This window comes from Caldalkalibacillus uzonensis (assembly GCF_030814135.1).
GTDB classification, from domain to species: domain Bacteria; phylum Bacillota; class Bacilli; order Caldalkalibacillales; family Caldalkalibacillaceae; genus Caldalkalibacillus; species Caldalkalibacillus uzonensis.
This window is the reverse complement of record NZ_JAUSUQ010000006.1, coordinates 168,960-190,421: the sequence shown is the minus strand read 5'-3', so window position 1 is coordinate 190,421 and position 21,462 is coordinate 168,960. Positions and strand designations below refer to the sequence as shown.

Genomic DNA, 21,462 nt, shown 5'->3' with positions numbered 1-21,462 from the left:
CTCCTAGTGGAGCTAAGTTAATGTTAAGTATCTCCTAGGAGGGAAAAATTATGCACTCACTAACCGAGGGGAAAAATGTCTCTCTTACATCATTTTTTTGAACTCTTTCCTTAGGCGCTTGATGATGCGCTTTTCCAGCCTGGAAATATAGGATTGGGAAATCCCCAACATATCAGCCACGTCTTTTTGTGTTTTCTCTTCTCCGTCCCTCAGGCCAAAACGCAATTCCATAATTGTTTTTTCCCGTTCGGACAATTTGTGCAGCGCCTTATGCAGCATTTTCTTTTCCACTTCTTCTTCGATTCCGCGGTGAATGGTATCACTGTCCGTACCCAGCACATCAGACAGCAGAAGCTCATTGCCGTCCCAATCCACATTGAGGGGTTCGTCAAAGGAAACCTCAGTTCTGATTTTGTTGTTCCGTCTCAAAAACATTAATATTTCATTCTCAATGCACCGGGAAGCGTACGTGGCCAGCTTGATTTTTTTCTCCGGGTCAAAGGTGTTAACCGCCTTGATCAGACCGATGGTGCCGATGCTAATCAAGTCTTCAATATAGATGCCTGTATTTTCAAATTTGCGGGCAATGTACACCACCAGACGCAAATTGCGTTCAATCAGCATGGCCCGGACGGCCCGGTCACCAGTGGATAATTTGGATAACAAATGCTCTTCTTCATCCCGGGTTAACGGCGGAGGCAATGCTTCGCTTCCGCCGATATAGTAAATTTCTTCAGTCTTAATGCCTAACAATAACAACAATCGGTACCAAAATAGCAACAAGGTCATTTTAAGTTTTGTTTTCAGCATTTGATCGCCTCCCTGTACTGAGTGCTACTCTTTTCGTTGGAGAGAACAAGATCGGGATGAACAACAGCTTGAAACAAGCCATCGGTTGCCAATGGTTCTTGATTGATACCGATCAACACCTGCCTGGTTGACCACGTCCCGTCTGAACTGGTGATGACAACCTCGTCCGGTTTAAAAGTGAGCATCAAATCCATCTGCCGACCCACTCCCCGGTAAGGAATCAGGGACAAACGGGCCAGCCAGTGATCGGGAAGATGAAGCTGGTCCCAGTCAGTTATTCCTTGCTCATGCCGGGCTGCTTCTAAAATCTCCCTTGGTACCACTGCCTCCAATATCTTGGCCTCCATCAACATCACGGGCTTTTTGCTAAACGGCTCATATAATTGATTGCCGGTATCTACCAGTCCTTGACAGCTGACATGCTGTCCATTGATCGTCACCTGAACTTGAACAAGCACCCGTTCCTTGACCTTGGTTCGCTCAATGGATTGCCATTGGCTGCGGCTGAACCAGTACATGAGCGGAAAACCGATCACCACAAATAACCAGGATACCAAATCCCCGTATCCACTGGATTGGGTGGCCACCATGCCCTGCAGCACTTGGTGGTTGCTGCCTGCCACATAGTGAACAGCCAAAAGCCCGCCGCCAATGACAAACGAGACAAAGTAAAAGGTGAAAAAGGACTTCACATAGCGCTGTATACTGCCGAAACCAAAGGCAACATACACTATCACCAGGGATAATAATAATTTAATAAGCAACGTATAATAGCTTTGTAAAGAAGGAATAAACAAAAACAGGACATAACTTGAGCCGATAAACGAGGCCAGGGCTAGTCTCCATTTTTTACATTCCATTTTCCGAAAAACAGCCGTTAACCACAGCAGTAAATAGTCAATGCAAAAATTGAGCAACCAGATCAGGTCGAGATAGAGATACATATCCAGGCTCCCTTAAAAACAGGCTGGAAACAGTATAGCCTAATCTATTTTCAAAAGCTGTTGAAATTTGCCATCACCTTTGCACTATTTTTAGCAAAACAGAGCGACAATTGCTGTCGAACATTCTTTGAACATTAAGTAATTTATGCTTCAGGCGCCCGGTTTAGAACAACTAATCCACAAATGGACTTGATTTTGGCCTCAGGAGTTCAGTATAATATGTAGCGAACCCCTTAGTGCCGTACATAACTGATGATGCAACCTCTTGCCTTTACTCAGGCGAGGGGTTTTAAAGTTTAGGAGGACGCATAAAGATGAAAAATCAAGTCGTCAAATTATTGAAACCGCTCCTTGATCTAGAGGAAGACCACATTCTCTCCCTGGTGGAAACGCCCCCTTCCAGAGAGCAGGGAGATCTTGCCTTTCCTTGCTTCCAACTGGCCAAACAGTTTAGAAAATCACCGGCTCTCATCGCCGGAGAACTGGCTGACAAGCTGCCCACAGAAGAACTTGCCGCAGCTGGCTTTGCCAAGGCAGAGGCTATGGGACCCTATCTGAACTTCTTTTTTGACCGCGGGCAGCTGGCCAAAGAATTGCTTGCTTCAACCGTCGCTGATCAGCTGGCTGATTACCAAATCGGGGCCGGCAAAACCGTCGTGGTAGAATATTCTTCCCCCAATATTGCCAAGCACTTTAAGCTGTACCATATTCGCTCCACCATGATTGGCCAGGCTTTGGCCAATACTTATGCCGCCCTGGGCTACCAAGTGGAACGCATGAATCACCTGGGGGACTGGGGAACCCAGTTTGGCAAGCTCTTAGCCGCCTATTTCAAGTGGGGCAATGATGAAAAAATTAAAGCCGACCCCCTGTCCGAGCTGATTCATCTGTATGTTAAGTTCCATGAGGAAGCCGAAAAAGATCCTTCCCTTGAAGAGGAAGGTCGCCGCTGGTTTAAGAAGCTGGAGGACGGGGATGAACAGGCGGTCCGCCTGTGGCAATGGTTTAAAGACGAGAGTTTAAAAGAATTTGAAAAGATTTACCGTTTGCTTGGCGTGAGCTTTGACCACTACCTGGGTGAAAGTTATTACGGAGAGAAAATGGAGAAAGTGCTGGCCGAGCTTGAAGAAAAAGGGCTGCTGGAAGAGAGCGAAGGGGCTCTGATCGTCCGCCTGGAAGACAAGCAGATTCCCCCCTGTATCATTAAAAAGAGTGACGGTGCTTCCATTTATGCCACCAGAGACATTGCGGCCGCCCTGTATCGTTATGAGCGCTTTAACCCCGAAAAAATCTTGTATGTAGTGGATCAGCGTCAGTCCCTCCACTTCCAGCAAGTGTTCGGTGTTCTGGAACGAATGGGCTATGAGTTTGCCCGGCGCTGCCATCACATTGAATTCGGTGTGATGAAAATCGAAGGGGAAATCGGCTCTACCCGCAAAGGAAAAGGCGTGTTGCTGCACGAAGTGTTGGAGCAAGCGATTAAGAAGGCAGAAGTTATTATTAACGAAAAGAACCCTTCTCTGGCCAATAAAAAAGAAGTCGCCAAAGCTGTGGGGATTGGAGCCATTGTCTTCAATGATCTGAAGCAGCATCGCACCCGCGAGGTCAATTTTAAATGGGATGAAGCATTCAATTTTGAAGGAAAAACAGGACCCTATGTCCAGTACACCCACGCCCGGATCTCCAGCCTGTTGCGCCGTGCCGGAGACCTCAAGATTGAGCCTGTTACACACGCTGTATATGAACAACCCTTAACCTGGGAGATCATCTATACCTTGTATCAGTATCCGTCCGTTTTGGTGGAAACGGTCAAAAAAGATGATCCTTCCCAGATCGCCAAATATCTCTTGGATCTGTGCCAATTATTTAACCGTTTCTATGCTGAAGAGCGTATTTTCGTCGATGATCAGAATGAACAAATAGCCAAACTGGCCTTATGCAAAAAAATGGCCCTTGTCTTGAAACACGGCTTGTCCATGCTGACCATTGAAGCGCCTGAGGAAATTTAACTCTGCTTGCACTCTAGTCCACAGCCGTAAAGCTTGACTGGCCTCACCATGACGTCAAAGCCCTTGGCCTATGAGGAGCCAAGGGCTTTAATCAGTTTATTGGTCTCTAAAAATGGTACGCACCAGCCATTCCAGTTTTTGCTGGACAAACTCCTCATCCATCACCTGCTGATAGTGACTCCTTAATTCATCCCTGTATTGTTTGGCTTCTCTTAACCAAGCCACCCCCTGCTTGGTTTGAGCTTTATATTTGTGATCCAGTTCAGCCAATTCCTTGGCGTAAAGTTGGTCAATATCCTTGCTGAAACAAAGGGCATACATATCCAGGATTTCATCCTCGTGGCGGACAGGCTCCAGCTCGTGGGGCGCTGTTCCATCTACAATGGCCACCTTCAATTGAGGCCAGTAAATCATATCTAAACTGTTAGGATCAAAGCCGCAATGATACACTTCCGTTTCTAAGGCAAGCTCTTCTGCTTTCTGGACAAGTTTTTTCAGCATCGTCGATTTTCCTGAGCCCGGACGCCCTTTAACAATGACTCGTACATGGAGCCCTTCTGTCAGCTCATCAATAAAATGGACAACCCCCTCCGCCGTAGCCGCCCCAAAGAACATGTGCCGCTCGCGACCGTTTTCCCCTTTAACCTGGGAAAGGAACCGACTGATCAGCTCATTGGTCACTTCATTGGCACGGGATTTATCAAATCCTTCAGCATACAAAGCCTCCTTTTGCAAATGGAATTGTTTGGCCTGGCAAAAATGGTCGTAAGCCCGTTTGAAAGCCTCCTCCTGCTGGTCCACCAGATCAATAATTTTGTCCGTTTGCCCTTTTAATTTGCCAGCATCAATGCCCTCATTCAAATTAATAACTTGATCAATCACAACGGGATACACAGGATCAAAATGATGAGGACGGGTGGCATCAATGACTGCTGTTTGTAAGGCAGGGATGATCACCCCGTCTATTTCCTCTCTGACCAATGCAGAGTGGATAAATTCAACACCATAACCTCTGTGGAGCGCTTGTTGTCCTAACTGACGTAACAGCCATGATTTCCCCGTTCCCGGTGCCCCGTTTAACAAATAGCGGTGTTTTAACTCCTTGATCAGGGAGGGATAAAATGAAACATACCCCTCTGCTGTGTGACCGTGAGCAAAATAATGTTTTTCCCTCGTTGTCATATGTTCTCAGCTCCCTAAATCAGATTAACGTTATACTCGCGGAACCAAATATCAAGCTGTATAAAATAAGCCATCACCTGGGGGCCGGTCATTAACTGGCCAAACCAAGGCCGCCTGAACGACTTCCCTCCGGACTCGGCCAGCGTCCTTAACGCATCACGGTCAATCACCTCAAACATAGGGGATTGACCAGATTCTACGATAGAAAGCAGCTGCTCTCGCACCAGCCGGGTGTACTCAGGATGGAATGTCTTAGGATACGGGCTTTTTTTACGGTATAATACTTCCTCAGGCAGCAAACCTTCAAGGGCCTTGCGCAACAGACCTTTTTCCCGGCCGTTTAGCATTTTCAGTTCCCAGGGAATGTTCCATACATACTCAACCAAACGGTGGTCCGCAAAAGGGACGCGAACTTCCAAGCTGGCACCCATGCTCATCCGGTCCTTGCGGTCAAGCAATGTTGTCATAAACCAGACCATATTCAGATAAAACAACTCTCTTCTTCGTTTATCGACTCCCTCTTCCCCTTCCAGAACAGGCACTTCTGTTATGGTTTCTTCATACCGTTCTCTGACATACTTGGCAAGACGCAGCTTCTCTCTCCACTCTGGTTTAAGCATCTTTTCCCGTTCTTGGATGGAAGCCATCCAGGGAAAGGTGTCTTTCTCCAGCAATTCCTGACGCTGAAACCAGGGGTAGCCACCAAAGATTTCATCGGCACATTCGCCTGACAACGCAACAGTCGCTTGCTTTTTGATCTCTTTGCAAAACCAGAGCAATGAGGAATCAACGTCGGCCATGCCAGGCTGGTCACGAACGATAACGGCTTCCTGTAATCCTTCAACCAGTTGCCTGGGCCCAATGACCAGATTATGATGTACAGAACCAATAGAACGGGACATCAATTCCACATAAGGACTGTCGGCATTGGGCTGGTAGTCATTGGCTTCAAAAAATTGTTCATTGCCCACATAATCAATAGAGTAGGTTTCTAATGGTGCATTGAACTGTTTATGGATTTGTTGGGCTGCGATAGCAGAGATGGCGCTGGAGTCCACTCCTCCCGATAAAAAAGTACACACGGGGACATCGGCCACCAATTGGCGTTTGACGGCATCAACGACCAACTGGCACACGTGATCTGCTGTTTCGTTTAAGTTATCAGTATGGGGATGGCTGTTCACTTGCCAATAACGGTAAATCTTGTACCCTTCCGGTTTCCATATCAGGACGTGGGCAGGGCGCAACTCAGAGATGCCTTTAAAAATGCCGTGACCGGGTGTGCGCGAAGGACCTAAGCCCAATACTTCCGCCAGTCCTTCCCGGTCAACCTCTGCCTTCACGTCCGGATGGGCCAGCAATGCTTTCAGTTCAGAGGCAAAGAGAAATGAGCCGTTTTTTTCCGTATAAAACAATGGCTTAACCCCCAGCCTGTCTCTGGCCATAAATAAGCTATACTCATGGTGATTCCAAATGGCAAAAGCATAGATGCCATTTAATTTTTCTACACATGATGGACCCCAGCAAGCATAGGCTTTAAGGAGTACTTCAGTATCTGAATGGGAATTAAACGGTATACCTTCCTGTTCAAGTTCTGACCGTAGTTTGTCTGTATTGTACAATTCTCCGTTATAAACAATGGTCCAACATTGCTCCCCGGCCCGAAAATGCATGGGTTGCCTTCCACCCCTGGGATCAACGACAATTAAACGGGTATGTCCAAAGGCCACATGTTCATTCGTCCAAATATTAATCTCATCCGGACCTCGTTTAGTCAGTGTTCGTGCCATTGTATTAATTAAGGAGCGGTGCTTGGCCATTGGCTCCTTCCATTTCACCCATCCTGTAATGCCACACAATATGATCAGCTCCTCATCATAGGTGTTCGCCCATATTAGCCTATTCAACACAGCTCGATTATGTTCACTACATGTAAAATGGGGCTGCCAAAAAGTTCATGACCTTTTGGACAGCCCCATACTTTGTTTCCTCATGATCGTTCCACTTAGTCAGGATCCACTCAGTTAGCGGCGCCGGTTGCGATTGCGCAAGAAAGTGGGAATATCAAGATCATTTTCATTATAGTTAGAATTAACTGCACTGATATCTTCTTTAGGTTCAGAACGGTTTGTAGAACCGTTCATTGGCATCCGCGGTTTTGACAAACTGCTTTGGGCACGGTTCGCTTGTACCTCCTCATCAAAACCGGTAGCAATCACAGTAACCACAATTTCATCTTTCAGTTCTTCATTGATTACGGCACCGAAAATCATGTTCACTTCGGCGTCAGATGAAGCAGCCACAATATCGGCCGCTTCGTTCACTTCATAGAGAGACAGGTTGGTCCCCCCTGTAATGTTCATCAGGACACCTTTAGCTCCTTCAATGGAAGATTCCAGAAGGGGTGAACAAGTGGCTTTTTTGGCTGCCTCAACGGCACGGTTTTCACCGGAAGCCACGCCGATGCCCATCAGTGCAGAACCTTTCTCCGTCATGATCGTCTTCACATCAGCAAAGTCAAGATTGATCAGGCCCGGTACGGCAATCAGGTCAGAAATACCCTGTACGCCCTGCCGTAATACATTGTCTGCCTCTCTGAACGCCTCTAACATGGGTGTGTTTTTATCTACGATTTCCAACAAACGGTCATTGGGAATCACAATTAATGTGTCAACTTTCTCTTTCAAATTTTCAATGCCTTGATTGGCATGCACCGAACGACGACGCCCCTCAAAGGTAAACGGGCGAGTGACCACACCTACAGTCAAAGCACCCAATTCCTTAGCTACCTCTGCAATCACAGGAGCAGCACCGGTACCTGTGCCACCGCCCATTCCTGCGGTGACAAAGACCATATCCGCTCCTTTAAGGACATTTTCTATTTGTTCCCGGCTTTCTTCAGCAGCTTTTTTACCCACTTCCGGATTGGCGCCTGCACCTAAACCCCGCGTCAGTTTGGCACCGATTTGCAAACGGTGTTCCGCTTTGGATAATTGCAAAGCTTGGGCATCGGTATTCACCGTAATAAATTCCACACCTTGCACACCGCTCTCAATCATACGGTTGACAGCATTGCTGCCGCCACCGCCTACCCCAATCACTTTTATGCGTGCCAATTGTTGTGTTTCCATATCAAACTCTAACATGACAATTGCTCCCCCTAACTTGTCCCACTTTAGACTTTAAAATGATCACCTTAAATGAACTCCTTAAACCAACTTCTGACCTTTTCCCTCACCGTTTGTTTGGAGGCTGACCGCGTCGTTGGCTGAGGCTCAGCAGCTGCTGGCCGCCCTTTGGACTTGGAAGGAACTGCGGCAGCCATTTCTTTTTCAGGTTGGCGCATGTTTTGCAGCGCGTATTTAATAATCCCCACCGCAGCCGTATAATGGGGCTCTCTCACCCCGATGTAATCGGGGACAGCGATACGGACGGAGTTTTGGAAAACATCCTTGGCCAATTCAAGCACACCCGGCATGGCCGTCACACCACCTGTTAACACATATCCTCCAGGGACTTCAGTGTAACCCATCCGTTTAACCTCTTTTTGAACCAGTTCAAACATTTCTACCAAACGAGGCTCAATAATATGGGCCAGATCTACTTGACTAAATTCTTTATAGGTATCGCTGCCGATGCGAGGCACGGAAAATGTTTCATCTTCCAAAGCTTCATCAATCAAGGCACAACCATGTTTTACTTTTACTTGTTCAGCCACATCACTTTGCGTTTTTAAACCTATGGCAATATCATTGGTGATATATTCACCGCCGACAGGGATCACCACGGTGTTCATCAGTGTGCCTTGCTCAAAGACGGAAACGGTCATTTGGCCGGCCCCAATGTCAACCAGGGCAATCCCCAACGCTTTTTCATCCTTGGACAGGGCAATCGTACTGGTGGCCAAAGGCTGTAAGAAGATCCCCGCCACAGACAAGCCTGCCCGCTCGATACAGCGGACAAGGTTATGTATAGCCGTTTTTGATCCCGTGATAATGGTGCCTTCCATTTCCAGACGGACACCGATCATGCCGCGGGGATCCGTAATCTCTTCCAGACCATCGACAATAAACTGTTTGGGGACCACATCGATAATTTCCCGCTCTGGAGGGAGGGCCATCACCTTGGAAGCATCAATGACACGGATGATATCTTCTTCCCCAATTTCCCGGTCAGGGCTGGAGACAGCCACCACCCCTTTGCTGGGCTGAAGCTGGATATGATTGCCTGCCATACCCACAAATACCTCTTGTATAGATAAACTTACCATTCTTTCAGCATTATCTACAGCTTGGCGAATGGATTGAACGGTAAGATCTATATCAACAATGGAACCTTTCTTAATCCCTTCTGAATGACTGGTGCCAACACCAACGATATTAATCGTGTTGTTGGCCAATTCTCCGATGACAACCCGCACCAGGGATGTCCCTATATCTAAACTGACTATGTAACCGTTGCTATTCATGCTGTGGCACCTCCTCTGACATGATGACGCTGAGCTGTTTTCAATGTCCAACAGCCTCGGACAATATATCATCATTTTATCATAGATTCAGTTCATATACATTTAAATTCAACATCTTTAGCCGTTTCCCTTTTTTTATTCACACTTTTTTCTCTATTTTTTAAAACAATTTTTGAAGGTTAAACGGAGGGTTTCCCTGCACGTTTGTTCAGCAAGATGCGGCGAATGACGGCGATGTTGTTAAACAGGCGCACGCCAAAGGCAAAAATGGCGGCTAAATAAAGATCAATGCCAAGATGAACCCCTAAAAAGGCTAAGCCCACCGCCAGAAGGGTATTAAAGAAAAAGCCGGAAACAAAAACTTCAATATCAAATGTTGATTGAAGATAGGACCTTAAACCGCCAAAAAGCGTATCCAAGACGGCCAAGACCGCAATGGACAAGTAGTTCGCATATGCGGGGGGAACGGTCAAATCTGAAGACAGGCCAAGCAAAATACCAACCAATAATCCAAGAACAGGAAGCCACTTCATCTGTTGTCCTCCTTGACAGGCTGTAAATATTGAAAATCAATCCGCTGGGCGTAGGCAGGAACGGTCAGACGTTCTTTTTCTTCAAAGGAGACATTATGACTGACAATGTCAAAGTATTCTTCCAGGCCAGCCAGTCTCAGAGCCGGAATCAGTGTGGATGGATCACCGATAACCTTAATTTCATACGGAGGGGCGACCGGGCGGGTATTGATCAAGATCTGATTTTGGACATTGCGGATCGCTGAGGTGGCGATAATGCGCTCACCGTTGATGGCTATCGCTTGTGCGCCGTAAGCATTTAACTCATTGACAATGAGGCGTAAATCTTCATCATAGATAAACGGGTCAAATTCATACTCTTCCAGAGGGTCGAGTTCCCTCTGTTCAATGCGGATAATAAATCCTTCTCCCTGCACCTCTTCCAAGCCAATCATTTGCCTTAACCTTAAGCGTTCTTTCTCCATGATCTCTAGGGGATCCTGGTCTTGGTCAAGAGATTTGTCATAACGGTGCAACAGTTCATGATATGACCCTATTTCACTGATCAACGCTTGCGTCCGCTCCCGTTCTTTTTGCAACTCCAAGCGCAGATCATTTAACCCTCGTGTTTCCCTTTCCTCGGGAAGGGCAGTGGAAGCATACTGCACGGCCAGCATCAATCCTAAAATAAAGCAGACAAATGTAAAGGTTAAAATCACCTTACGATCCTGGTTCATTTACAACTCTCCTATAAACGCCGGTAAAATGATCTCATCCTGCTTCTCTACCTTCACGGTGATGCCCCAGGACTGAAGCAGTTCCACGTAGCCCCCGGGAAGATGCAAAGCCCGATACAGAACTTCAGGGTCACCAACAGCTGCAATCTCAAACGGCGCAGCTGACTTAACGCCATTGACAATAATCGTCGGACCGACACAACGAATAGCTGTCGTATGCACAAAACGCTGACCGTTAATACTAACTCCCTCTGCCCCTGCAGCAAACAATTCGTTGATGACGCCGCGGACATCCTGTTCATGAACAATATAATCGTCGGGATCACCTGTTTCCCCTATATAGTCCTTGTCTTCCAAAGTCACAATCACACCGGGCCCCTTAGCTTCCAAGAGCCCTGCTAAGAGACGGTAAGACTCCAGCTCAATATAGGTGCCCTCTAGTTCATTCTCCAGCAGGGACATCTGTTCCTCCTTTTCACTCACTAAGTGTTGCAATTCCGTTAAGCGTTCTTCAAGCTGCATATTTTCTTTTTGGGCTTGGATCAGTTTCTCCCGCAATTGATCTTCAATTTCCCACTGAGTCATTGACTGGGAAACGTCGGCCTGCTCTTGACCAAACTCTTTGGTGTAATTGTAAGAATAGGCCAATAAATACCCTGCACATAACAACACCACAGTTAACAGCAAATGGAGGCGCGTCACCTTAATGGTTTTGCTCTTCTTCATCTTCCATCCCTTCTATCCCGCCTTCTGTCTCACCTGCTTCCTCACTGAGTGGACTTTCAGCCCACGTTCCATCCAACAAATAAATCGTTCCTCCATGCTGGTTATCTTCTCTCAACTCTTCACGAATATGAGGGTACCAACTCATCTGTTGACTAAACTGGCGTATGGTTGTTCTCACCTCGTAGCCATCCACCATGTACAGTGTTAAACGATAAGGGTCGCTCGCGGCAGGGGTGAGTACAATCTCTGAGATCAGGTCAGTCACCGCAGGTGATAGTTTTTCCAGTTCCCGACTTAATTCAGTCACCCCCTCTTGATGGGGCCAGCCGTTTAAAATGGGCTGTGCAATCCGCTCTCCTTCCCAAGGCTTGTCTAAAATATGACCGTTGGCAAGAACCGGAAACAAGCTCTCATCCTGCAGCCAAAAAGCCACCACAGGGTGCTCTTCAACCGTAATGTGCAACCGGTTGGGCAACTCTCTTTGAACAGTAGCCTCTTTAATTTCCGGCAAGGAGGCCAGCTTGTCGGCCACTTCCTCCGTCCGGAAGTCAAAATAGGACATACCTTCCTTTAGTTCAGCCTGCTCCAAGAGACGCTCCCGCTCAACAAGCTGGTTGTTCTCAACACCAATTGAGCCAAGGCGTGACAATGGTGATTGAAAATAAATCACAATCAAGATAACCATAAAAAAAAGGATGGCCAGCAAGATAAATTGCCGATTGGCTCTCTGGCGTCTAAACTCCTTTAATTTAGGGATTCGTTCATCCACAATCACTTTCTGTCCACTCATCTCGTTTCCCCATCCATTCAAGCAAAGTGAGCCGGTAAAAAAACGGCATATCACATGCCGTTTTCTTTCTTCTGGTACTCTATCGATCTTTTTCTATTATATCAGGATGGTTAAAACTGGACAATAGCCACACCTTGCCCTGACCGCGGATGATTAATGTGCCTTACCACTCACCGACAACCTCTACTTCAGGATGCATGTGCACACCGTATTTTTCGGCAATCGTTTGCTGAATATGTTCGATTAGGGCTAAAACGTCTCTGGCCGTCGCATTTCCTAGATTTACTATAAAATTGGCATGCTTTGTGGAAATTTGTGCATCCCCAATGCGAAACCCTTTTAAACCCGCCTCTTCGATCAGGCGACCTGCTGAATAAGGTTTTGGATTACGAAAAACACTGCCGCAACATGGTTGCTGGAGCGGTTGTGTTTGTTTGCGGTAATCCTTGTTTTGAGACATGATCTTCATAATCTCTTCCCGGTCACCTTTTTCTAGTTGGAATGTTGCCTCCAGACAAATACCTTTACGCTCCTTTTGCAGGACCGAGGTACGGTAAGAAAAATTGAGTTCTTCATTGCTTAAGGTCGCAAGCTCACCGTCGTCAAACAGGATTTGAGCTGAAAGCAAGACGCGTGAAACATCTGACCCGTGAGCCCCTGCATTCATGTACACCGCTCCACCCACTGTGCCGGGAATACCGCCTGCAAACTCCAAGCCGCTCAAGCCCTGTTTCGCAATCATCGTGGCCAGCTTAATAAATGAAAACCCGGCACCGGCGGTCACCTTATCATCTTCAACAAGCAGGTAGTCCAGGCCTTCCCCTACTTTTATAACAGCACCGCGTATACCACCATCCCTGACAAGGAGATTTGATCCGCGCCCAATGACACGGTAGGGTATCCCATGTTCTTTGGTAATGTTAACAGCAGTGATCAATCCCTCTTTGTCCTTCGGTTGAATGAGAATATCCGCCGGTCCGCCTATTTTCAAAGTGGTATGATGTTTTAACGGTTCATTTAACCACACTTTCCCCACATTTGCCTTATTTAAGCGTTGTGCTAATTCATTCATTGGCAACCTCCTACAACTGAATGCATCTCGGGGTCATCTGCTCACGCCTGTTACTAATTTATGCCGGGCAGATGCCTATGGTGACACATGATCTGCTGTCAACTGTTTGATTAACTGGTAGATTTGACTGGCAGCCTCTGGCTTGCCTAGTTTCAACGACGCTTCCCTCATTTTAGCCAACGCTGGCTCATTGTCAAGCAGTTCACGCAAGCTATGCCATAAACGTTCACCTGTTAATTCTCTTTCCAATATCACTTGACTGGCTCCTTCTTTTTCCAGCCAGCGGGCATTTTTCTCCTGATGATTATTGGTCACATAAGGTGAAGGAATCAGAATGGACGGCAGTCCCAAAGCCGTAATTTCGGCCAGAAAGGAAGCTCCAGCCCGGTTGACGATCAGGTCTGTCCCGGCCAGTACATCCGGCATATTGTAGATAAAAGGCTTTACTGTTAAGTTAGTTAAGCCTTGCCGCTGGGTTTTCAGCTGGTCTTCAACCTGATTGTAGTGAACCTGGCCGGTCACATAAACGAAGTGGCAGCCGGGCATCTCCCGGATTTTACTGACCATCTCCACAAAGGCCCGGTTAATGGCCTCAGCCCCCCTGCTGCCACCGACAACAAGCACCACTTTTTTATGGGAGGGGATCCCCAGGGACTCCCGCCCTTTTTTCCCGTCCGCCTGAGCCACTTCTGATGCCCGTGGATTGCCGGTCACATACAAATTGTCTCGGCGGAAGTGTTTAAGAGAGCCCTCAAACGAAACGGCAACGGCAGAGGCATAGCGGCTCAAAAAGGCATTGGCTAAGCCAGGAATCACGTTCTGCTCATGAATCAAGGTCGGCACGTTTAAGCGGCTGGCGGCATAGACAACAGGTCCGCATACATAGCCGCCAGTTCCTATGACAATGTCAGGTTGAAACGCTTTGATCATCTGTTTGGATATGGAGGTACTTCTCAGGAAGCGGTACACTGTTTTAATATTATGTAGAGATAGTTTGCGTTTGAAACCTGAAATCTCAATTGTTTTAAACGGGATCTCCGTCTTTTGCACAATATCAGCTTCCAACCCGTTTGCCGTACCAACATAAAGAAATTGAGAGTCCGGTTCATGTTTACGGATTTCGTTGATAATGCTGAGTGCGGGATAGATATGCCCGCCTGTGCCTCCCCCAGATACTATCACTTTCATCTCTATCACCTACGTTATTTAGCATATCTGGACACATTAAGCAACAGACCGATAGCGGTTAACATTAACGTCAGCGAGGAGCCGCCGTAGCTTAAGAGCGGCAATGTAATGCCTGTCACAGGGAACATCCCGGTGACAACACCCACATTAATAATCACCTGGATGGCGATCATGGCCACAATGCCTGCAGCCAACAAATTGCCGTACAAATCAGGGGCACAAATGGCCACCCGCATGCCGCGCCACAACAACAGGGCAAACAGACAAAGTACAGTGGCTCCGCCCAAAAACCCCAGTTCTTCAGCCAAAATGGAGAAGATAAAGTCGGTTTGGGGCTCGGGAAGATAATAAAACTTCTGCCGGCTCATACCCAGTCCTAAGCCCATCAATCCCCCGGGGCCGATGGCGTACAGGGACTGTATGATTTGATAACCCGCCCCTAAAGGGTCCTGCCAGGGATCGAGGAATCCTGTAATGCGCTTGATCCGGTATGGAGCAGCCAGAATAAGGGCCACTAGTCCAGCCACTCCCACCATGCCCAGAGCAAAAAGATGAGTCAGTCTTGTTCCGGCGATATACAGCATCACAACGGCCGTGCCGACCATGACGGCACCAGTCCCCAAGTCAGGCTGCAGCATGATCAGACCAAAGGCCACCCCGACCAAGCCTAAAGGGGGAAGCAAGCCTTTCGTAAAATAAACCAAGTATTTTTGATGCTCAGCCAAGTATTTGGCCAAAAAGATAATCATCCAAATTTTAATAAATTCCGAGGGTTGAATGGAAAAAGCACCGATGCCGATCCAGCTTTTGGAACCATTTCGCTCCACGCCAATGATCAGAACCAGCACGAGCAATACAAAACAGACCAAAAGGCCAACTTTGGCCCACCGGCGCCAAATCCAGTAATCCACATTCATCATGATGAACATGGCCACAATGCCCAGTCCGGCAAATAAAAACTGGCGCTTGGCATAATACAAATAATCGCCGAATTTATGGAAAGAAAGCACGGCACTTGAGCTATATACCATGATAATCCCAATGCTCAGCAAGGCCAATGTACAAAAGACAATGAGAAAGTCCGGAGTAGAGCGTATTTTTGGCAAGGGGAACACCTCATATCGCTAGATTGTGAGCAAGTCCGCTCTTATCTAAGCATATGCACACAGTCGGTAAACATGTCTCCCCGCTCCTCAAATGATGAAAATTGATCCCAACTTGCCGCTGCTGGAGAGAGGAGTACCGTGTCACCCTGCTCGGCGACCTGGTAGGCTCTGTTCACCGCTTCTATTACATTATCGACACGATTAACGTGTTTTACCCCTGCCCTGTGACCTACTTCGGCCAACTTTTGAGCAACTTGTCCATAAACGATCAGCGCCTTAAGATTGGATTGAAAAACGTCTTCCAGCTCATGATAATCATCACCTCGGTCCAGCCCCCCGGCGATCAGCACCACTGATCCCGGAAAGGCTTCAATCGCCTTTTTGGTGGCCAGAGCATTGGTTGCTTTAGAGTCATTATAATAACGGACACCATGCAGTTCACGCACAAATTGCAAACGGTGAGCCACACCAGTAAAGGTGCGTAAAACCTCTCTGACCCGCTCCACTTTGGCCCCTGCCTCCAAACTGACCGTTACGGCAGCCAATACATTTTCCAGGTTGTGTGCCCCGGGTAATTTCAGCTCATCAATGGCCAAAATGTCAGTCACTTCGCCTCTCTGATTGGAAACCTTGATGCGCCTCCCATCCAGGTAAGCGCCTCGCTCCGGACGGCCGTGCATGCTGAACCAGGCGATCTGCGCTCTGACCTCTTCAGCTACCCGTCTTGTTTCCTCCTGGTCCAAATTAAATACGGCAAGATCAGCGGGCGTTTGATGAGCAAACAGTTTCGCTTTGGCTTCAATATAGGCCTGTTTGCTGCCATGGTAGTCCAGATGGGCATCAAAGATGTTGAGCAGCACACCGATTTTAGGGTGAAACTGCATGGTGCCCAACAGCTGAAAACTGGACAGCTCGGTGACCAGCCACTGATCCTCTCCTGCCTGGGCGGCCACTTCACAAAAGACTGTGCCAATGTTACCGGCAATAAGAGGGGAACGTTCACTCCCTTTGAGCATTTCATAAATGAGCGTCGTGGTCGTCGTTTTACCATTCGAACCGGTAATCCCGATAATGGGGGCCCGGGTCAGCAAATAACCCACTTCCACCTCAGTGACAATGGGAATCTTTTTGCGGCCGGCTTCCTGCAGCAACGGATTGCAGTACGGAATGCCGGGATTTTTCACAATCAGATCAATGGGCTGCTCCAAAAGGGAAAGGGGGTGTGAACCGCACACCACCTTAACACCCAGTTCTTCCAATTCAGCCACGCCCTCACATTGCTGACGTGGTTTTTTTTCGTTCACAGTCACAATCGCGCCATAACGCACCAAAAGTTTGGCCACGGCAAAACCGCTCTTGGCCAAACCCAGTACCAAAACATGTTTATTTTTCATTAGGCAAACACCTCTAGATAAATCCCTATTCCTGCCAGACAAAAGCCCACCAGCCAGAAAACAACAACTACTTTCCACTCTGACCAGCCCCCCAGTTCAAAGTGGTGATGAATGGGGCTCATGCGGAAAATACGTTTGCCGCGCAGCTTAAACGAAGCCACCTGCAACATGACCGACAGGGCCTCAATGACAAAGACACCACCAATAATCACCAACAGCAGTTCTGTCTTAGTCAAGATGGCCACACTGGCAATGGCCCCGCCTAAAGCCAGTGAACCTGTGTCACCCATGAACACTTTGGCAGGATGAGCGTTATAAACAAGGAAACCGAGTACAGCCCCAACGACAGCCGCGCTAAAAATAGCGATTTCCGGCTCAGAATAACGGGCTGCCAACAATGCGTAAGCACCAAAAGCAATGGCGGCTGTTCCGGACAAAAGGCCGTCCAGGCCGTCGGTTAAGTTGACGGCATTGGACGCGCCAACGAGCATAATGACGACAAACGGGAAGTACAGCCAACCGAGGTCAAAACCATAAACAGTGCCAGGGATGTAGACAGCGGTGGAGTGCCCAATCGTATACAAAAAGTAACAAAACGTAACGGCAATCAGGATCTGCCCCAGCAGTTTTTGTTTGGCTGTCAGCCCCAGGTTGCGCTTGAAATAGATTTTAATAAAGTCATCAAAAAATCCAATCAGGCCATATCCCAAAGTAACCAAGACAAGCAGGTAAAACTCCAGGGTATAATTGGAAAATTTAAACACAGTCAATGAGAGCGCCAATAAGATAATGATACCGCCCATCGTGGGTGTGCCCGACTTTTTCTGATGGGACTTCGGTCCTTCATCCCGAATGCTCTGCCCAAACTTAAGGCGGCGCAAGACAGGGATAAACAAGGGCGCAGATAACAGCACGATGGCAAATGAAGCAACAATAGTCAGTAAGATGACATTGAACACATCCCCATCCTCCTTCTCATAACTTTAATGAGGCAAGGACTTCTCTGGCCACTTCCCGGTCATCAAAGTGGTAGCGCTGTCCCTTGATTTCCTGATATGTTTCATGACCTTTCCCGGCGATGATAATCACATCATTCTGTTCAGCCTGGTTGATGGCCCAATGTATTGCCTCTCTCCGGTCAACGATGGAGGTATATTTAGTCTGTGACACATTGGTGTCAATTAACCCCTTTTCCATATCATTAATAATCGCTTGTGGATCTTCGGAACGGGGATTATCTGAAGTTAAAACCGTTAAATCAGCATACTTAACCGCCATTTGAGCCATTAAAGGACGTTTTCCCCGGTCACGGTCTCCCCCGCAACCTACGACACAAATTAATCTTTTTTGGGCCAACTGGCGGGCCGTTGACAAAACATTGGCCAGACTGTCAGGGGTGTGGGCGTAATCGACAATGACGGTAAAGTCCTGTCCTGCCTCAACAGTCTCCATCCGGCCAGGAATGCATTCTATCTTGCTGAGGCTTTCTCGAATCTGGGATAAACTGAGACCTTCCACAATCCCGGCTCCCACAGCAGCTAACACATTGTACACATTAAACATACCCACTAAAGGCACATCAAACTTCTCTTGTTGTGTCCCATAGTAAACGGTAAACCTGACCCCCTGGGGACTCAGGGCAATGTCCGAAGCCTTGATATCCGCCTGTTCACTGTGGATACCGTAGGTCAACACTTGAGCAGGTGTAATTTTCATATAGTAATCAGAAGCGGAATCATCTGCATTTAAAATAGCATATTTCAAATCCCCTTCGGAAATGCCATTGCCTAGTTGAGAAAACAATAAGCCTTTGGCCTGCTTGTATTGTTCCATGCTCTGGTGATAATCCAAATGATCTTGGGTGAGATTGGTAAAGATGGCCACACCAAAATTACATCCCCGGACCCGGCCCATATCTAAGGCATGGGAGGAGACCTCTATCACCGCATGGGAGCAGCTCGCTTCCAGCATATCATGGAACGCTTGCTGCAAATGAAGGGACTCTGGCGTTGTATTTTTCACTTCCTGTACACGGTTGCCGATCTTCATATTAATGGTCCCGATACGACCTGTTTTCAGTCCCTGATCTTCCAACATTTTTTCAATCAGATAGGTGACCGTTGTTTTGCCATTCGTTCCGGTCACACCGATCAGGCGCAACTTTTGAGTAGGAAAACCGTAAAAACAGTTGGCCACATAAGCCAATGCCCGTCGTGTATCAGGCACTACAATTACCGGAACAGGCACGTCAAGGGGCTTCTGGGCCAATATGGCTCGAGCCCCCTGTTCTACGGCTTGCCGGGCAAATTGATGTCCATCCACTCTAAAGCCGGGGATGCAGACAAACAAACTTCCGGGTGTCACCTGCCTGGAATCAAGTTCAATGGAGGAAATCTCTATACATGGGAGATGCCCATCACCAGACTGATCGCTCTCGTGGTGATGAGCATGGATGTGTACTTGGTATGGAATCAAGTCTTGTATGAGCTTATGAAGTTGCATCTGTTTCACTCCAGATCTGTTTGATTGACTGCCAACACTATTTTAATCTTCTCTTGCTGTTTTGTCACTCTTTTCTTCCGATTGGTTTGCCCTTTCTCCCAATAATACGCGGATGACCGATCCTTCTTTCACCTTTTCACCCGGCGCAGGCAATTGTTTAATGACCACGTTCCCATCTCCTGCTGCCTCAATCGGGAGCTGAAAATAAGCTCTCTGCAGGTCTTTGTCCGTCATGCCGATCAGGTTGGGCACCTCGTAGGTGATCTCATCACCCCAAACGTACTCTTTTTCCAAGGGACTTTCCCGTTTTTCAACGCCCATATAACGCAAAGCATCCTCAATAATTTTCCCAACGATCGGAGCCGCAACCACACCGCCAAACTGAACTGTATTTTTGGGGTTGTCAACACCAATATAGACGATAATTTGGGGATCGTCAGCCGGGGCAAAGCCGATAAAAGAAACAATATGATTGTTCTCTAGATAACCTCCGCCCGGAGCAACCTTTTGAGCGGTTCCTGTTTTTCCTCCAACCCGATACCCCTCTACATAGGCATTGCGGCCCGTTCCTTTGGCCACCACACTTTCTAATGCTTCACGCACCTTTTGTGATGTTTCGTTGGAAATCACCTGACGTTTTAACTGGGGCGTCATCCGTCCCAGGACCATGTCGGTCTCCGCATCGTGCCATTCTTTGGCAATATAGGGTGTATACAGATAACCCCCGTTAATGGCAGCAGCCACAGCGGCCACCTGCTGAATGGGCGTCACGGCCACCCCTTGGCCAAAGGCAGTGGTTGCCGTTTCCACCGGTCCCCTCTGTTCCGGGGCAAAAATCAGCCCCTGTTGCTCGCCTTGCATATCAATGCCTGTTTTTTGACCAAAACCAAAGCGCTCTATGTAGTCAAACAGCGTGTCCGTGCCCAGCCGCCCGCCAAGCTCAACAAACCCCGGGTTACATGAGTTTTCAACCACTTCCAAAAATGTTTGATGCCCATGTCCCCCGCGCTTCCAGCAGTGCAGCCGGGCATTGGCTACCTTAATAAAGCCCGGGTCATGAAAATGCTCATTGTGCAGATCCACTTTCCCTTCTTCAAGGGCTGCAGCCAAGGTAATAATTTTGAATGTGGAGCCAGGCTCATACATACTGAAAACAGGCAGATTACGGTTGTAGACTTCAGGCGGATACTCTTGATATCTGCCCGGATCATAATCCGGGCGGCTGGTCATGGCCAAAATCTCACCGGTGTTAGGATCCATGGCAATGCCGATCACATGGTCGGGATTATAGCGGGCAACTGCCTGATCCACTTCCCGCTCCATAATTTTTTGGATACCGGCATCGATCGTCAGCAGCAGATTGTGACCATCTTTGGGTGGTTGATAAACTTCCGGCTGACTGGGCATCAGCTGGCCTTTGGCATCAGAGTAAAAGGAAACACGCCCGGGTTCACCCTTGAGGATCTCGTCGTATATCAGCTCAGAACCAGTCAGCCCCTGGTTGTCAATCCCCGCAAAGCCCAGGACATGGGATAAAAAATCACCGTAAGGATAATAGCGTTTGCTGTCTTCAGCAATAAACACGCCATCGAGCCCCAGCCGTTGGATCTCCCTAGCCTTTTCATTAGAGATTTTCCGTCCTTCCGGATTAAGCCTGACGATCATTTCCCGCTGGGTAATGAGACGGTACACTTTCTCTTCACTCATATCCAACACGTTGGCCAATGCTTGGGCCGTTTGTTGGGGATTTTTGACTTGGGCCGGGACAACCATCACTGTCGGAGCACTGATATTATATGCCAGCACTTCACCATTGCGGTCCATAATCTTGCCCCGCTTCGGCTCAAACCGAACGTCGCGGCTCCACAGTTCCTCCGCTTTGTCCATCAGCCATTGCCCTTGGAAGAGCTGAATATACCCCAACCTGGTGCCAAGGACAAGATATAACAACAGGCCAGCCATAAGCGCTATGAAGATCCGCCTCCGGACAGTGACGTTGGATACACGCACGAAAATCCCCTC

Annotated in this window: 18 protein-coding genes; 1 reads left to right on the top strand and 17 read right to left on the bottom strand. The window is 47.9% G+C overall.

From position 1 onward, the window contains the following. Positions 1-84 precede the first annotated feature (84 nt). A complete protein-coding gene (sigE, locus tag J2S00_RS09900; protein WP_307338898.1) occupies positions 85-810 on the bottom strand; it encodes an RNA polymerase sporulation sigma factor SigE in 726 nt (241 codons plus the stop codon). Next, positions 804-1,754, bottom strand: a complete 951-nt coding sequence (gene spoIIGA / locus J2S00_RS09895; protein WP_307338895.1) for a sigma-E processing peptidase SpoIIGA — start codon at positions 1,752-1,754, stop codon at positions 804-806. The genes sigE and spoIIGA overlap by 7 nt, the downstream gene beginning before the upstream one ends. Positions 1,755-2,062: 308 nt before the next feature. Between spoIIGA and argS the strand changes: the two genes are divergently transcribed. Beyond that, on the top strand, positions 2,063-3,763 hold the full coding sequence (argS, locus tag J2S00_RS09890) for an arginine--tRNA ligase (protein ID WP_370875860.1): 1,701 nt from the start codon (positions 2,063-2,065) through the stop codon (positions 3,761-3,763). Between the two features lie 96 nt (positions 3,764-3,859). Here argS and J2S00_RS09885 read toward each other — a convergent pair whose 3' ends face one another. From J2S00_RS09885 to J2S00_RS09815, 15 genes are all read right to left on the bottom strand, one after another. After that, positions 3,860-4,945 (bottom strand): hypothetical protein, encoded by a 1,086-nt coding sequence (locus tag J2S00_RS09885; protein ID WP_307338889.1) that lies wholly within the window; start codon positions 4,943-4,945, stop codon positions 3,860-3,862. A 14-nt stretch (positions 4,946-4,959) separates the two neighbouring features. After that, positions 4,960-6,804: an asparagine synthase (glutamine-hydrolyzing) gene (gene asnB / locus J2S00_RS09880; protein ID WP_307338885.1), complete on the bottom strand. Its 1,845-nt coding sequence runs from the start codon at positions 6,802-6,804 to the stop codon at positions 4,960-4,962. 165 nt (positions 6,805-6,969) lie between these two features. Next, the gene (ftsZ, locus tag J2S00_RS09875) at positions 6,970-8,091 is read right to left on the bottom strand and encodes a cell division protein FtsZ (RefSeq protein ID WP_307338881.1); all 1,122 of its coding nucleotides are present in this window, start codon (positions 8,089-8,091) and stop codon (positions 6,970-6,972) included. Between the two features lie 50 nt (positions 8,092-8,141). Beyond that, positions 8,142-9,413 (bottom strand): cell division protein FtsA, encoded by a 1,272-nt coding sequence (ftsA, locus tag J2S00_RS09870; RefSeq protein ID WP_307338878.1) that lies wholly within the window; start codon positions 9,411-9,413, stop codon positions 8,142-8,144. A 179-nt stretch (positions 9,414-9,592) separates the two neighbouring features. Continuing rightward, positions 9,593-9,946: a small basic family protein gene (locus tag J2S00_RS09865; protein ID WP_307338875.1), complete on the bottom strand. Its 354-nt coding sequence runs from the start codon at positions 9,944-9,946 to the stop codon at positions 9,593-9,595. Next, positions 9,943-10,662: a DUF881 domain-containing protein gene (locus J2S00_RS09860; RefSeq protein WP_307338872.1), complete on the bottom strand. Its 720-nt coding sequence runs from the start codon at positions 10,660-10,662 to the stop codon at positions 9,943-9,945. Before J2S00_RS09860 ends, J2S00_RS09865 begins: the two co-directional genes overlap by 4 nt. Further along, positions 10,663-11,388, bottom strand: coding sequence for a DUF881 domain-containing protein (locus J2S00_RS09855; protein ID WP_307338869.1), 726 nt, complete (start codon positions 11,386-11,388; stop codon positions 10,663-10,665). Continuing rightward, a complete protein-coding gene (locus J2S00_RS09850) occupies positions 11,366-12,178 on the bottom strand; it encodes a cell division protein FtsQ/DivIB (protein WP_307338866.1) in 813 nt (270 codons plus the stop codon). Before J2S00_RS09850 ends, J2S00_RS09855 begins: the two co-directional genes overlap by 23 nt. A 163-nt stretch (positions 12,179-12,341) precedes the next feature. Beyond that, positions 12,342-13,250: a UDP-N-acetylmuramate dehydrogenase gene (gene murB / locus J2S00_RS09845; protein WP_307338863.1), complete on the bottom strand. Its 909-nt coding sequence runs from the start codon at positions 13,248-13,250 to the stop codon at positions 12,342-12,344. 75 nt (positions 13,251-13,325) lie between these two features. After that, on the bottom strand, positions 13,326-14,438 hold the full coding sequence (gene murG / locus J2S00_RS09840; protein ID WP_307338860.1) for an undecaprenyldiphospho-muramoylpentapeptide beta-N-acetylglucosaminyltransferase: 1,113 nt from the start codon (positions 14,436-14,438) through the stop codon (positions 13,326-13,328). Positions 14,439-14,452: 14 nt separating this feature from the next. After that, complete coding sequence (spoVE, locus tag J2S00_RS09835; RefSeq protein WP_307338857.1) at positions 14,453-15,544, bottom strand: stage V sporulation protein E; 1,092 nt, start codon at positions 15,542-15,544, stop codon at positions 14,453-14,455. 41 nt (positions 15,545-15,585) lie between these two features. Continuing rightward, the gene (gene murD / locus J2S00_RS09830) at positions 15,586-16,938 is read right to left on the bottom strand and encodes a UDP-N-acetylmuramoyl-L-alanine--D-glutamate ligase (protein ID WP_307338854.1); all 1,353 of its coding nucleotides are present in this window, start codon (positions 16,936-16,938) and stop codon (positions 15,586-15,588) included. Next, complete coding sequence (mraY, locus tag J2S00_RS09825; protein ID WP_307338851.1) at positions 16,938-17,897, bottom strand: phospho-N-acetylmuramoyl-pentapeptide-transferase; 960 nt, start codon at positions 17,895-17,897, stop codon at positions 16,938-16,940. The genes murD and mraY overlap by 1 nt, the downstream gene beginning before the upstream one ends. Before the next feature lie 16 nt (positions 17,898-17,913). Continuing rightward, on the bottom strand, positions 17,914-19,440 hold the full coding sequence (locus tag J2S00_RS09820; protein WP_307338849.1) for a UDP-N-acetylmuramoyl-L-alanyl-D-glutamate--2,6-diaminopimelate ligase: 1,527 nt from the start codon (positions 19,438-19,440) through the stop codon (positions 17,914-17,916). Positions 19,441-19,482: 42 nt separating this feature from the next. Beyond that, a complete protein-coding gene (locus J2S00_RS09815; protein ID WP_307338847.1) occupies positions 19,483-21,450 on the bottom strand; it encodes a stage V sporulation protein D in 1,968 nt (655 codons plus the stop codon). Between the last annotated feature and the right edge of the window lie 12 nt (positions 21,451-21,462).